Source organism: Rudaea sp. (assembly GCF_047601565.1).
Taxonomy (GTDB): Bacteria; Pseudomonadota; Gammaproteobacteria; order Xanthomonadales; family Rhodanobacteraceae; genus Rudaea.
The window spans coordinates 1,079,505-1,093,219 of the sequence record NZ_JASGIY010000001.1; the positions used below are offsets into that span (position 1 = coordinate 1,079,505).

12 protein-coding genes and 1 pseudogene are annotated in these 13,715 nt (G+C 66.8%); 9 read left to right on the plus strand and 4 right to left on the minus strand.

Annotation, left to right across the window (positions count from 1 at the left end; all coding sequences use genetic code 11):
- Positions 1-58 precede the first annotated feature (58 nt).
- The 8 genes from QM741_RS04620 to QM741_RS04655 all read left to right on the plus strand — a co-directional run bounded on the left by QM741_RS04620 (position 59) and on the right by QM741_RS04655 (position 8,118).
- Positions 59-1,243, plus strand: a complete 1,185-nt coding sequence (locus QM741_RS04620) for a LysM peptidoglycan-binding domain-containing protein (protein ID WP_415206562.1) — start codon at positions 59-61, stop codon at positions 1,241-1,243.
- Between the two features lie 74 nt (positions 1,244-1,317).
- On the plus strand, positions 1,318-2,451 hold the full coding sequence (gene dprA, locus QM741_RS04625) for a DNA-processing protein DprA (protein WP_415206563.1): 1,134 nt from the start codon (positions 1,318-1,320) through the stop codon (positions 2,449-2,451).
- Between the two features lie 77 nt (positions 2,452-2,528).
- Positions 2,529-4,964, plus strand: a complete 2,436-nt coding sequence (locus tag QM741_RS04630) for a DNA topoisomerase I (protein WP_415206564.1) — start codon at positions 2,529-2,531, stop codon at positions 4,962-4,964.
- 79 nt (positions 4,965-5,043) lie between these two features.
- The gene (locus tag QM741_RS04635; RefSeq protein ID WP_415206565.1) at positions 5,044-5,553 is read left to right on the plus strand and encodes an HIT family protein; all 510 of its coding nucleotides are present in this window, start codon (positions 5,044-5,046) and stop codon (positions 5,551-5,553) included.
- An 87-nt stretch (positions 5,554-5,640) separates the two neighbouring features.
- Positions 5,641-5,916: a BrnT family toxin gene (locus QM741_RS04640; protein WP_415206566.1), complete on the plus strand. Its 276-nt coding sequence runs from the start codon at positions 5,641-5,643 to the stop codon at positions 5,914-5,916.
- Positions 5,879-6,151 carry a BrnA antitoxin family protein gene (locus QM741_RS04645; RefSeq protein ID WP_415206567.1) on the plus strand — a complete coding sequence of 91 codons (273 nt, stop codon included), beginning with the start codon at positions 5,879-5,881 and terminating at the stop codon, positions 6,149-6,151. The genes QM741_RS04640 and QM741_RS04645 overlap by 38 nt, the downstream gene beginning before the upstream one ends.
- Complete coding sequence (locus QM741_RS04650; protein ID WP_415206568.1) at positions 6,148-6,720, plus strand: Sua5/YciO/YrdC/YwlC family protein; 573 nt, start codon at positions 6,148-6,150, stop codon at positions 6,718-6,720. Before QM741_RS04645 ends, QM741_RS04650 begins: the two co-directional genes overlap by 4 nt.
- 24 nt (positions 6,721-6,744) lie before the next feature.
- Positions 6,745-8,118 (plus strand): AMP-binding protein, encoded by a 1,374-nt coding sequence (locus QM741_RS04655; protein WP_415206569.1) that lies wholly within the window; start codon positions 6,745-6,747, stop codon positions 8,116-8,118.
- 8 nt (positions 8,119-8,126) lie between these two features.
- Here QM741_RS04655 and QM741_RS04660 read toward each other — a convergent pair whose 3' ends face one another.
- Positions 8,127-9,404, minus strand: a complete 1,278-nt coding sequence (locus tag QM741_RS04660; protein WP_415206570.1) for an acetyl-CoA C-acetyltransferase — start codon at positions 9,402-9,404, stop codon at positions 8,127-8,129.
- Between the two features lie 63 nt (positions 9,405-9,467).
- Here QM741_RS04660 and QM741_RS04665 point away from each other — a divergent pair, with 63 nt between their 5' ends.
- Positions 9,468-10,181: a 2OG-Fe(II) oxygenase gene (locus tag QM741_RS04665; protein WP_415206571.1), complete on the plus strand. Its 714-nt coding sequence runs from the start codon at positions 9,468-9,470 to the stop codon at positions 10,179-10,181.
- A 28-nt stretch (positions 10,182-10,209) separates the two neighbouring features.
- On the opposite strand, the gene QM741_RS04670 is transcribed toward QM741_RS04665, so the two are convergent.
- The 3 genes and pseudogenes from QM741_RS04670 to QM741_RS04680 form a co-directional block, all read right to left on the minus strand.
- Positions 10,210-11,151 carry a class I SAM-dependent methyltransferase gene (locus QM741_RS04670; RefSeq protein WP_415206572.1) on the minus strand — a complete coding sequence of 314 codons (942 nt, stop codon included), beginning with the start codon at positions 11,149-11,151 and terminating at the stop codon, positions 10,210-10,212.
- A gap of 93 nt (positions 11,152-11,244) precedes the next feature.
- Positions 11,245-12,655 (minus strand): annotated as a pseudogene (gene ntrC / locus QM741_RS04675) (nitrogen regulation protein NR(I)).
- Positions 12,648-13,709, minus strand: coding sequence for a two-component system sensor histidine kinase NtrB (locus QM741_RS04680; RefSeq protein WP_415206573.1), 1,062 nt, complete (start codon positions 13,707-13,709; stop codon positions 12,648-12,650). Before QM741_RS04680 ends, ntrC begins: the two are co-directional and overlap by 8 nt.
- Between the last annotated feature and the right edge of the window lie 6 nt (positions 13,710-13,715).

Sequence of the window (13,715 nt, forward strand, 5' to 3'; positions counted from 1 at the left end):
TCCCGGGGGGAATTTTCCTCTACACTCTGCGCACCTCGGGGATTTCTGGGTATCCATCATGCTGAAGAAGCTGCCTGCGATTTTCGCCGGACTCGTGCTGACGCTGGTTGCGTATGCGGCCACGGTCGAGTTGAAGCCCGGCCATCCGGACACCTACGTCGTGCGCCGCGGCGACACGCTCTGGGGCATCGCCGGCAAGTTCCTCAAGAAACCCTGGCAATGGCCCGAGATATGGCAGGCCAACGGCCAGATCAAGAACCCGCACCTGATTTTTCCGGGCGACGTGATCAACCTCGCCTACCTCGACGGCGGCCCGCGCCTGAACAACAGTGGCGGCCCGCATGCGCGCGTCGAGCAGCTCGAGGATGCGATCAAGCCGATCGCGCTGGAACGCATCGACAAATTCCTCAAGCGCACGCGCATCATCGGCGAGGACGAGTTCAAGGCCGCGCCGCACGTGGTCGGCGCCGAAGAAGCGCACCTGCGCGCGACGCCGGGCCAGCTCGTCTACGTGCGCGGGCTCGACGCCCAGCCCGGCCAGCAGCTCGCCATCGTGCGCACGCTCGGCCGCTATTCCGAAATCGTGCCGAAGGACGGCGCGCCGCAGCGCTTCTACCGCGACTCGACCGACGAGGCGAGCCGCGAGCACGAGAATCGCGGCGATCTGACCTGGCATCACGGCCCGGACATGTTCACGCTGTCCGGCAACGTCCGCTTCCTCGGCTACGAGGGCTTGCAGATCGGCACGGTGCGCGTCACCCGCGCCGGCAACCCGGCCTCCGTGCTGCTGCTGTCGTCCGACATCGAAGTGGCGCCGGGCGATCTGGTCCTGCCGCTCGACGACAAACCCTACGACGCCCAGTACGTGCCGCACCCGCCCAAGCAGGTGCCGGCCGGCATGCGCGTGATCGCGTTCACCGACACGGTGGATCCCTCCGGCGGCATGGTGGCCGGCACCGACCAGGTGCTCGCGCTCTCGCACGGCGCCGACGATGGCATCGAGAACGGCCAGGTCTATTCGATCTTCCATCCGGGCGAGACGGTCGACGACCGCTTCGACTATTCGCCGGAAAGCGCGAAGAAGTTCTTCCACCCGAAGGACGCCAAGGTGCAGTTGCCCGAGGAATACGTCGGCCACGTGATGATTTTCCGCACCTTCGCGCACGTCAGCTACGGCCTCCTCGTGGACGGCGTGAAGCCGGTGCACCTGCGCGACCCGCTGTACGATCCCGATCATCTGTAGCTTGCCGCCCATCGTTCCCGCTCGCGCGGGAACGACGGCAACGGAGGTCGTACCGCCAAGGAACGAGGCAAGTCATGTCCAACGAATTGTCTTCGTCGCAATTGCGCGCCTGGCTGATGCTGTTGCGCGCGCCCGGCCTCGGCGCCGCGGCGATCCGCGCGCTGTTGGCAAAACACGACGATATCGCCGCCGCGCTGGAAAAGGCTCGGCGTGACGCGACCGGCGAGACGCGCGCATGGCTCGCCGCGCCCGACACCGCGCGCCTCGACGCCGACGAGGCATGGCTCGCACGACCCGGCCATCATCTTCTGACCTGCGATGGCGAAGACTTTCCGATCCTGCTGCGCGAGATCGGCAGCGCTCCCGCCGCGCTGTTCGTCGTCGGCGACCCCGCGCTGCTGTGGACGCCGCAGATCGCCATCGTCGGCGCGCGCAGCGCCAGCGCGGCCGGCCTCGCCAACGCGCGCGCGTTCGCGAAAGCGTTCGCGCTGACCGGCAACACGGTGACGAGCGGGCTGGCCGAAGGCATCGACGGCGCGGCGCACGCGGCCGCGCTCGATGCGGGCGGCAAGACTGTCGCCGTGCTCGGCACCGGCATCGACCTGGTCTATCCGCGCCGGCACGCCGAATTGGCCGCGCGCATCGCCGCAGACGGCGCGCTGGTCAGCGAATTCCCGCCCGGCGTGCCGGGTCATCCGACGCACTTCCCGCGGCGCAACCGTATCATTTCGGGGCTGAGCCTCGGTACGCTCGTGGTCGAGGCGAGCCTGAAATCCGGTTCGCTCACGACCGCGCGCTACGCTGCCGAGCAGGGCCGCGAGGTGTTCGCGCTGCCCGGTTCGATCCACAGCCCGCTCGTGCGCGGCTGCCATAAATTGATCCGCGAAGGCGCGAAACTCGTCGAAACCGCGCAGGAAGTGCTCGAGGAACTGCGCGGTGTCGGCGCCGTGCTCGCCGAGGGCCTGCGCGAACGGCTGGCCACGATGGACGCCGACGCCGGAAACCTTGATGCGACCGCGCGCGACGCGCACGCCGGCGATCCCGACTATGCCACGCTCATGAAGGCGCTGGATCACGTTCCGGCGGCGCTCGACGAACTCGCCGCGCGCACCGGCCTGCCCACGGCGGCGCTGTCCTCGATGCTGCTCGTGCTCGAACTCGATGGCCTCGTCAGCGCCGCGAACGGTCGCTACTCGCGACGGGGTTGACTTGACACGCGACCGGAATCTGTGGGGACACTGGAAAAAGCAGCCCGCACCACGCGGGCGTATTTTTCGCCGCCAAGATGGCCAAGAACCTGCTCATCGTCGAATCGCCGGCCAAGGCGAAGACGATCAACAAATACCTCGGCAAGGACTTCCAGGTCCTCGCCTCGTACGGTCACGTGCGCGACCTGAAGCCGAAGGAAGGCGCGGTCGACCCCGACCACGGCTTCGCGATGCACTACGAGTTGATCGAGAAGAACGAGAAGCACGTCGATGCGATCGCGAAAGCCGCCAAGGCCGCCGACTCGATCTATCTCGCGACCGACTTGGACCGCGAAGGCGAAGCGATCTCCTGGCACATCGCCGAGATCCTCAAGCAGCGCAAGCTGCTCGACGGCAAGGGCGTGCACCGCGTGGTGTTCTCGGAAATCACCCCGCACGCGATCAGGGAAGCCGTCGCCAATCCGCGCAAGCTTTCGCACGAACTGGTCGACGCACAGCAGGCGCGCCGCGCGCTCGACTACCTCGTCGGCTTCAACCTCTCGCCGGTGCTCTGGCGCAAAGTGCAGCGCGGTCTGTCCGCGGGCCGCGTGCAGTCGCCGGCGCTGCGCATGATCGTCGAGCGCGAGGAGGAAATCGAAGCGTTCAAGGCGCAGGAATACTGGACGATCGAAGCCGACTGCGCACATCCCGACCAGCGCTTCGGCGCGCGCCTGCTCAAGCTGCGCGGCAAGAAGTTCGAACAGTTCGACCTGACCAACGAGCACGACGCGCACGCGGCGCGCGATGCGCTGCTGAAGTCCGCGCAGGGCCGCCTCGTCGTCGCGGAAGTCCAGTCCAAGGAACGCAAGCGCCGCCCGTCGCCGCCGTTCACCACGTCCACGCTGCAGCAGGAAGCCGCGCGCAAGCTCGGCTTCTCGACCACGCGCACGATGCGCATCGCGCAGGGCTTGTACGAAGGCGTCGCGATCGGCGGCGAAGGCACGGTCGGCCTGATCACCTACATGCGTACCGACTCGCTCAATCTCGCCGCGGACGCCATCACCGAGATCCGCAAGGTCATCGCGCGCGACTACGGCGCGAAGGCGCTGCCCGAGGCGCCGAATTTCTACCGCAGCAAGCAGAAGAACGCACAGGAAGCGCACGAGGCGATTCGCCCGACCTCGGCGCTGCACACGCCGCGCGAGATGGCGCAGTACCTCAACGACGATCAACGCAAACTCTACGAGCTGATCTGGAAGCGCGCGGTCGCGAGCCAGATGCAGTACGCCACGCTCAATACCGTCAGCGTCGATCTCGACGCAGGCAACGACTCGATGTTCCGCGCCAGCGGCACGACCGTGGTCGATCCGGGCTTCCTCGCCGTCTACGAGGAAGGCCGCGACGCCAAGAACGCCGAGGACGACGACGAGAACCGCAAGCTGCCCAGGATGCAGATCGGCGAGGCCGTGCCGCTCGCCGGCATCGCCGCCGACCAGCATTTCACCGAGCCGCCGCCGCGCTATTCGGAAGCCTCGCTGGTCAAGACGCTCGAGGAATACGGCATCGGCCGTCCGTCGACCTATGCGAGCATCATCCAGGTGCTGCTCAACCGCGAATACGTCACCCTCGACAGCCGCCGTTTCCGGCCGACCGACGTCGGCCGCGCCGTGGCCAAGTTCCTCTCGGGCCATTTCACCCAGTACGTCGATTACGATTTCACCGCCAAGCTCGAGGACGAACTCGACGCCGTCAGCCGCGGCGAGGAGGAATGGAAACCGCTGCTGCAGAAATTCTGGACACCGTTCAAGGCGCTGGTCGAAGACAAGACCGAAAACGTCGACCGCAGCGAAGCCGGTGGCGAGCGCGTGCTTGGCGACGATCCGGTCACGGGCAAACCCGTGTCCGTGCGCCTCGGCCGCTACGGGCCGATGGCCCAACTCGGCGGCCGCGACGACGAGGACAAGCGTTTCGCCAGCCTGCGCCCCGGCCAGAGCATCCACACGATCTCGCTTGAAGATGCGCTGCATCTGTTCAAACTGCCGCGCGATCTCGGCCTCGCCGCCGACGGCGAGAAGATCAGCGTCGGCATCGGCCGCTTCGGCCCGTTCGTCAAGCACGGCAAAGTCTACGCCTCGATCAAGCCGCCCGACGATCCGTACACGCTCGAACTTGCGCGCGCGAAAGAAATCCTGCACGAAAAGGAAGAGGCGATCCGCAACCGCGTGATCGCGAGCTTCCGCGACGGCGCGATCCAGGTCCTGCGCGGCCAGTACGGCCCCTACATCACCGACGGCAAGAAGAACGCGAAGATTCCGAAAGACCGCGAGCCGGCCAGCCTGACGGAAACCGAGTGCGCTGAACTGCTCGCCGCTGCCCCCGAAAAACGTGGGCGCTTCGGCAAGGCGGCCAAGGCCGCACCGGCGAAGAAGACTGCGGAACCCAAGCCGGCGAAGAAAGCACCAGCGAAAAAAGTTGCGGCCAAGAAAACCGCGAGCAAGAAAGCCGCCGCGAAGAAGGTTGCCAAGAAGGCTTGAGGGCGCGGCGCATGCGTGGGTAATGCAGACGGCGCAATGCGCCGCGCTTATTGCGCTCTACTTGCTTCGGAGAGGGTAAATGATCGAACTTCCGATAAAAGATCCGTGCGACCTTTGTGTCGCAGGTCGCGAAGAAAGATGGAAGATCGTAGAGGAAAGCGAACATACATTAACCGTGATCAACCCGTGGCAATTCGAAGTTGGCCAGTGCTGCGTTATCACACGCCGGCATGTGGCAACACTGCTCGACCTTTCTGACCACGAGTGCGGGGCCATAATGGTCTCGGCCAAGAGAGTCGCAGAAGCACTCGTCAAGACTTATCGCCCCCTCGGAATACTTACGTTCCAGAACAACGGGGTCTTCAGCGGACAGGAAACACCGCACTTCCATTTCCACGTTGTGCCTAGGCAGAAAGGCAGTGATTGGGGCATAGGCCCGCCTCAACTCGCAACATTCGATGGCGCCGGACGCAAAAGAGGTACGCCACACGATCCAGGCGGGGATGCAAAGCGTCGAGAGCGAGTTCAAGCGTCCGCCAAGCAACTTACCGAAACGGTGGACCTAATTCGCTCGAATCTGCCGGAATAGCAAGTAGGGCGCAATAAGCACAGCGCATTCCGTGCGACCGAAAAGCATCGCATTTGACGTCATGACGATCTGTATATACACTTGGCCATGGATTTCGGCTGGTCGAAGGCAAAGCGAACCGCCAATTTGAAAGCCCACGGGCTCGATTTCGTCGATGCGTCTCGCGTTTTCGAAGGGTTGACGTTCACGTTCGAAGACGACCGGTTCGCCTACGGCGAGCAGCGTTTCGTCACGCTCGGGCTTCTCGCCGGCATTCCCGTATCCATCGTCCACACGGAAAACGAACATGAAATCCGCATCATCTCGTTCCGCAAAGCCACGCACCGTGAAGAACAAATCTACTTCGAGCAAATCCGGAACTGACTGGGCGCGCCTGGAATCCCGAGGTTCCGCCTCGCCGTCTGCCGAACACCCCGAAGCCGATATCCGGCACATCGTGCGCGGCGTGGTTCGCCGCGGCCTGCAACCGTTGCCGTCAAAAGCCGCCGTATCCTTGCGCGTCGATCAGGACGTTCTCGAGTGGTTCAAGGCGCAGGGACCGGGATATCAAACCCGCATCAACTCCGTTCTGCGCGCTTTCCGGGATGCTTCGGTTTGACGTTTGCGCAACCCATATCCGATCTGGATGCCGCCGTTGAAGCGCTGCGCGCGGGCGGCGTGATCGCCTATCCGACCGAAGCCGTGTTCGGCCTCGGCTGCGATCCGCACGACGAAGCGGCCGTGGCGCGCGCAGTCGAACTCAAGCGGCGGCCGCCGGCGCAGGGCGTGTTGTTGATCGCGGCCGATTTCGCGCAGGTGGAGAAGTACATCGACCTCGCGCGCCTGTCCGCCGATGCGCTCGCACGCGCTCGCGCGAGCTGGCCCGGCCCGCATACGTGGGTGTTTCCGCGCTCCGAGGCGACCCCGGAATGGCTCGCGCGCGGGCATGCGGGCATCGCCCTGCGCGTGACCGCGCACCCGCTCGCCGCGGCGCTGTGCCGGGCCTTCGGCGGCGCCCTCGTCTCGACCAGCGCGAACCGCCACGGCGAGCCGCCGGCGCGCAGCGCGGAGGCCGTTCAAGCTGCATTCGGCTTGGATGTGGCCTATATTCTCGCGGGGGAAACAGGTGGGCTGGCGCGACCGACGCCGATCCGCGATGCCGTGACCGGCGAAGAAATCCGGGTTTAGGGAAGACAGTCAAGGGGGAGCCGCATGTCGGCCGTATTCGAAAACGCGCGATCGCAGGAAGCGCAGAAAAAAATCCCGCTGCTCGCGGACGCGGACTTCGACCGCGTGTTCGCGTGGCACGACGGGCGCAAGATCCGCGCAGCGGAATTTCTCGCCGACGTGCGTGCGCTCGCCGAACGCCTGCCCGAAGGGCGCCATGCGCTGAACCTGTGCACGCAACGCTACCGCTTCCTCGTCGCGTTCTGCGCAGCCGCCGTCAAAGGGCAGACCAACCTGCTGCCGCCGTCGCGCGCGCCGCAGGTGCTCGCGGAAATCCTCCGCGCGTATCCGAACCACTACGCCCTGACCGACGAGGATGGCGCGCCGGCGGAAACGCGCACGGTCGACGTCCGCGATGCGCCTGCGGCGAAGGCAGCCGGCGCGTTCGCCGCCGACGCGGCGCTGCCGGCCGACCAGATCGTCGCGATCGGCTTCACTTCGGGCTCGACCGGCGCACCGAAGGCGAACCGCAAGACCTGGGGGGGATTCTGCGCATCGAGCGCGCTCAATCTCGCCGCCCTGACGCCCTCGGCGGGCGACGCGTTCAACGTGCTGGCGACCGTACCGCCGCAGCATATGTTCGGCATGGAATTGTCCGTGCTGCTGCCGCTGCGTTCGCGCGCGGCGATCCACGTCTCGCAGCCGCTGCTGCCGGCGGACATCGCGCTAGCCCTCGAAAGCCTGCCCGCGCCGCGCATGCTCGTGACCACGCCGTTCCATCTGCGCGCGCTGCACGAATCGGGCGTCGCGCTGCCGCCGCTCGCGGCCGTCGTCACCGCGACCGCGCCCTTGTCGGCCGAACTCGCGGCGGCGGTGGAAACGCGGTTCGCGACGCGCGTGATCGAACTGTTCGGCTCGACCGAGACCTGCGTGATCGCGCAGCGCCGCACCGCATTCGACGAGGCGTGGTCGCTGTACGCGGGCGTCGAACTGCATCCGCAGCCGGACGGCACGCTCGCGAGCGCGCCGCATTTCCTCGAATCGACGCTGCTGCAGGATATCGTCGAACTGCTGCCCGAGCGGCGCTTCAAGCTGCGCGGACGCAACGGCGACCTTCTCGAAATCGCCGGCAAGCGCGCCTCGCTGGCCGATTTGACCAAGCGCTTGCTCGCGATCGAGGGCGTGGTCGACGGCGTGGTGTTCCAGCTCGATGCGGAACCGGATTGCGCCGATGAACACGCCGTGCGCCGGCTCGCCGCGCTCGTCGTCGCGCCGCAGCTGAGCGAGGCGCATATTCTCGAGGCATTGCGCGCGACGGTCGATCCGGCGTTCCTGCCGCGGCCGTTGCGCCGCGTCGATGCGCTGCCGCGCAACACGACCGGCAAATTGCCGCGCGCGGCGCTGCTGGCCGCATTGTAGCGGCGCGACTACGGCCTTTCGAGTATCGCGGTGACGCCCATGCCGCCCGCCGTGCAGATCGAAATCAGGCCGCGGCCCGAGCCTTTTTCCTCGAGCAGCTTGGCCAGCGTGGCGACGATGCGCGTGCCGGTCGCGGCGAACGGATGGCCGAGGGCGAGGCTCGAACCGTTGACGTTGAGCTTGGCGGGGTCGATCTTGCCGAGCGGTTTGTCGCGGCCGAGACGGTTCTTGCAATAGTCGGCGTCCTCCCACGCGCGCAGCGTGCACAGCACCTGCGCAGCGAAAGCTTCGTGGATCTCGTAGAAATCGAAGTCCTGCAAGGTCAAGCCGGCCATGTCGAGCATGCGCGGCACGGCCACGGTCGGCGCCATCAGCAGACCTTCGCCGTGGACGAAATCGACCGCGGCGACCTGTGAGTAGGTGATGAACGCTTGCGGCTTGAGGCCGCGCTTGGCCGCCCATTCCTCGCTCGCGATCAGCACCGCGGAGGCGCCATCGGAAAGGCCCGTCGAATTGCCCGCGGTCAGCGTGCCCAGGCCCGAGGTCTTGTCGAACGCGGGCTTGAGCACGGCGAGCTTCTCGATCGTCGAATCGGGGCGCAGGAAACCGTCGCGCTCGAGGCCGCGGAACGGCACGACGAGATCCTTGAAGAAGCCGCGCTCGTAGGCGGCAGCGGCCTTGAGGTGACTGGCCAGTGCGAGTTCGTCCTGCGCTTCGCGCGTGATTTTCCATTCGCGCGCCATCAACTCGCAATGGTCGCCCATCGACATGCCGGTGCGCGGCTCGGCGACGCCGGGGAAGCTCGGCTTGAGTTCGCCGAGCGAAAAACCGCTGACCGCGGCCTTGATCTTGTCGCCGGTGTCGCGAGCGCGGTTGACCGCGAGCAGGCGCTGCTGCATCGCGCGGCTGTATACGATCGGCACGTCACTGGTCGTGTCGGAGCCGCCGGCGATGCCGGCCTCGATCTGGCCGGTCGCGATCTTGCTCGCGATCAGCACCGTGTTGTCGAGCGAGGTGCCGCAGGCGCGCGCGATCGTGATCGCCGGCGTGTACGGCGACAAGCCCGAGGACAGCACCGCCTCGCGCGCGAGGTTCCAGTCCGAAGCCAGCCGGATCACCGCGCCGAACGCGACTTCGCCGAGTTCGACGCCGTGCAGGTCGAAGCGCTCGACGAGCGATCCGAGCGTCTTCACCGCCATGCCGAAATTGCCCACGTCGGCGTAGGCGGTGTTGTTGCGGCAGAACGGGATGCGGACTCCGCCGAGGATGGCTGCGCGTTTTGTCATGGGTCAAGAGAAGACGGTAGACGGGCTGGTATTATGCGCCGGGATTCCGATCAACGACCATCCATGTACGTCTTCGACACCGAGCGGCTGATGCGCATCGCCGAGACGCGCGCGGAGGAATTCCGCAACGCGCAGCCGTATCCACACATCGTCATCGACGAGTTTCTGCCCAAGGACGTGGCGCACCGGCTGGCCAGCGTGTTCCCCGGTCCCGAAGACAACGTCGCCTGGGACCATTACGCGGCGCCCGGCCTGGAAGTGAAGCTCGGCTGCGGCGACGAAACGAAGTTCCCTCCGGCGATCCGCACGGCGGTGCGCGACATGAACTCGGCGGCTTTCGTGCTGTGGCTGGAGAAGATGACCGGCATCCCGCATCTGCTCGTCGACCATCACCTGCTCGGCGGCGGCATGCACCTGACCCGCCAGGGCGGCCTGCTCGGCATCCATTCGGATTTCAACTGGCACGTGCAGATCCATGCGCACCGACGCCTGAACCTGCTCGTCTACCTCACTCCGGACTGGCGCCCGGAGTACGGCGGCGAACTCGAACTGTGGAACACCGAAGGCACCGAACTCGTACGCCGCGTCGAGCCGATCTTCAACCGCGCCGTGCTGTTCACTACACGCTCGGACACGTTTCACGGCCACCCGAAACCCTGGGCGGCACCGAACGGCATCAATCGCCAGAGTATAGCTTTATACTATTACACAAGCGAGCGACCGGGGCAGGAAAAGCGGGCGGCGCACAATACGTTGTACAAGGGTCACAACGCCTGAGAAACCGGCCTCTTTGGCGGCATCGCTGTCACGGCTTGGCCAGATGTGCCGGTATTGGCCCCCAAGCCTGTTCGTTGTAGCGCCAGACGTCGAGGAATGCAGCACGGAACAACGAGATTTCCTCGCCGCGCGAGTCGTCCTGCATCGCCTCGAGCGCCTGCGTCAACGTCATCGTGCCTTCGATCTGCGAGCGGATCGAGTAATCGAACAACTCGGTCCACAGCGGCGAGTAGGCGACGCGGCTCGCGTCCGCGCGCACACGCCGGCGCTCGGCTTCGAGATCGCCGCCGCCGCGGCGTACCGCCACCACCTGCACCCACGGCGAGTCGGTAAACAGTTCTACCGTGTCGAAGCCGGCGTGGTCGAGGAAGCTCTTCACTTCCTCGGGGTTGCTGAACTGGTTGCGCGCCACGTCCTTGCGCTCGGTCGGCGCGACGCCGCGGAACGGGTTGAGTTCGACCGCGAAGCGGCGCCAGCCGACCGGATGCGAGGTGTTCCAGGTATCGAAGAACAGCAGACCGCCCGGTTTGAGCACGCGCGCCAAGTCTTCGAGATAGAGATAGAAGTCTTCCTTGTCCATGTGGATGAACACGGCGATGCTGTAGGCTTTGTCGAAGCTCGCATCGGGCAGCGCCTTCAGGTCGCTGCGGGTGAGTTCGGTAAGACCGACGTTGGCGAATTTCGCCAGGCGTTCGCGCGCGACCTTGAGCATGTTGGCCGAGATGTCGGCGCCTTGCCAATGCGCGATGTGCGGCGCGAGTTCATGGCCGATGCGGCCGACGCCGCAGCCAAGTTCGAGCACGCGGTCGGTCGGCTTCAGGTCGAGCGCGGCACTCACCATGCGTGCGGTGTAGGCGCCGCTCGCGCGCAGTCGCTCTTCGTTCGCGCTGCCGTCGACCGACAGCATCGCATGCACCGGCGTGGTGGACTTGGCGTCCCAGGTGGTCTTGTAGTTCGGCAGGTGCAGCATGCGGGTCCGACGGGAGTTGCGAGGCGCGCGATCATACCGTTGCACTCCGCCGCGAGCAAACGGCGGGCTTCGCGAATCTCGTTGTTTGCGCTGCTATTTTTTCGCGAGCCGCCGCCGCGAGGCGCCGACCTTGCGCGTGAGCGTGTTGCGGCCTAGGCCGAGCTGATCGGCGGCACGCACGCGGCGGCCGGCATTTTCGGCAAGCGCAGCGTCGATCAGGGTGGCGTCGAACTCGCGGCGCAGTTCGTCGTAGATGCCGCGCTCGCCGCGGGCGAGGCGATTGCGCGCGACGCGATGGAGGCTCTCGCGCCAGCCGTCGCTGGCCTGCACGAGGATGGCGTTGTCGGAGGCAGGCAGGTCCTGCGGGCGGATCTCGCGGCCCGGCGTCATCACCGCGAGGCGACGACACAGGTTTTCGAGCTGGCGCACGTTGCCGGGCCAGGAGCGCCGGCCGAGCTCGGTCAGCGCGGCGGCGGTGAAGCGTTTGGGTTCCAGGCGCATCTCCTGGGCGGCGCGTGCGAGGAAATGCGCGGCCAGCAGCGGAATGTCGGCGGCGCGATCGTCGAGCGGCGGCAGGCGCAGGCGCACGACGTCGAGGCGATGCAGGAGGTCGGCGCGGAATTCGCCGCGCTCGACCTTGTCTTCGAGATTCTGGTGCGTGGCGGCGACCACGCGCACATCGGCGCGGATCAGCTCGCGGCCGCCGACGCGGTAGAACTCGTTCTCGGCGAGCACGCGCAGCAGGCGCGTTCTGCAGCGACAACGGCATGTCGCCGATTTCGTCGAGGAACAGGGTGCCGCCTTCGGCCTGTTCGAAGCGACCGGCAGTGCGCTTGACGGCACCGGTGAACGCACCGGCTTCGTGGCCGAACAATTCGGATTCGAGCAGTTCGGCCGGGATCGCCGCGGTGTTGAGCGCGACGAACGGCCGCGCGGCGCGCGCGCTGTGCCGGTGCAGGGCGCGCGCGACGAGTTCCTTGCCGGTGCCGGTGGGGCCGGTGATCAGCACGTTGAGGTCGCTCGCGGCGACGCGGCCGATCGCGCGGAATACCTCGCGCATCGCCGGCGCAGCGCCGATCAGTTCGGGCGCCTCGATCTCGTCGGTCTTGGCCGGCGCGGCCGCGACCTGCCGGCTTTCGCCGAGCGCGCGCTGCACGGCGGCGACGGCTTCGTCGAGATCGAACGGTTTCGGCAGGTAGTCGAACGCGCCGTTGCGATAGGCCGCCGCGGTCGAGGCGACGTCGGTGAACGCGCTCATCACGATCACGGGCACCTGGTTGCCGGCACTGTGCAATTCGGCGAGGAATTCGAGGCCGTTCGTGCCCGGCATGCGGATGTCGCTGACGACGACGTCGGGCTGGGTGCGCGCGAACGCGTCGCGCAGGCTGTCGGCGTCGGCGAACGCGCGCACTTCGACGCCGGCCTCGCGCAACGCTTCGGCGAGGACGAAGCGGATCGATTCGTCGTCGTCCGCGATCCAGACCTGGGCGCGCCGCTCAGCCATGTTCGTCGAAGCGGTTGGACGAGGCGATCGGCAACAACAGCGTGAACACGGTCTGGCCCGGCCGGCTGCGGTAGTTCAGCGTGCCGCCGTGTTCGGCGGCGATTTCCTGCGCGAGCGCGAGGCCGAGCCCGGTGCCCTTGCTGCGCCCGGAAACGAACGGCAGGAACAGCGTATCGCGCATCTCCTCGGGTACGCCGCGGCCATCGTCGATCACGTCGAGGCGCGCGCCGAGCCGGGACAACTTCTCGCCGATCAGCGCGTTGTGCTCCACGCGCGTGCGCAGGCCGATGCGCGCGGCGCCGGCCTGCAGTGCGTTGCGCATCAGGTTGAGCACGAGTTGCAGCAGGCGATCGCCATGGCCGCGCAGCAGCGGCAGGCTCGGGTCGTAGTCGCGGTCGAGGTGCAGGTCCGGCTCGGCCTCGGCCGCGATCAGCGCGCGCGCGCGCTCGGCGACCTCGTGCAGGTTGAGCACGGCGAGGCGCGGCTTGCCGCCCGGCTCGAGCAGGCGGTTGGTCAGCGTGGCGAGGCGGTCGGCCTCGGTCATGATGAGGTCGGCGAGGCGCGCGAGTTCGGGATCGGTCACGCGCCGCGCGAGCAGCTGCGCGGCGCCGCGCACGCCGGCGAGCGGATTCTTCACCTCGTGGGCGAGGCCGCGCAGGCTTTCCGAAAGATTCGTCGGCGTCGCCGCATCGGGCTCGGCGGCGAGCTGGTGGACTTCGATCAGCACCATCCCGCCGGCCGCCGGCCCTATCGTAACGTCGGCGTGCAGGCTGCGCTGCGCGCGCGTCTCGATGCGCTGGTTGCGCCGGTGCAGGGTCGAGGCCTCGGTGCGCACGCGTTCGATCAGCGGCGTGAGCACGCGCGCGCCTTCGCCCAACGCAGCAAACGGCAGGCTGCGCGAACGCGATGGACTGACCGCAAGCAGTTCGCAGAACGCGGGATTGGCGTAGACCAGTATCTCGTCGCGGTCCAATAGCGCCACGCCCGTTTCGAGCTGTTCGGCAATCTCGAGCGGGCGGCCGTTCGTACTGGGCAGAAGCGAGAGCGCCTTCATAGCACC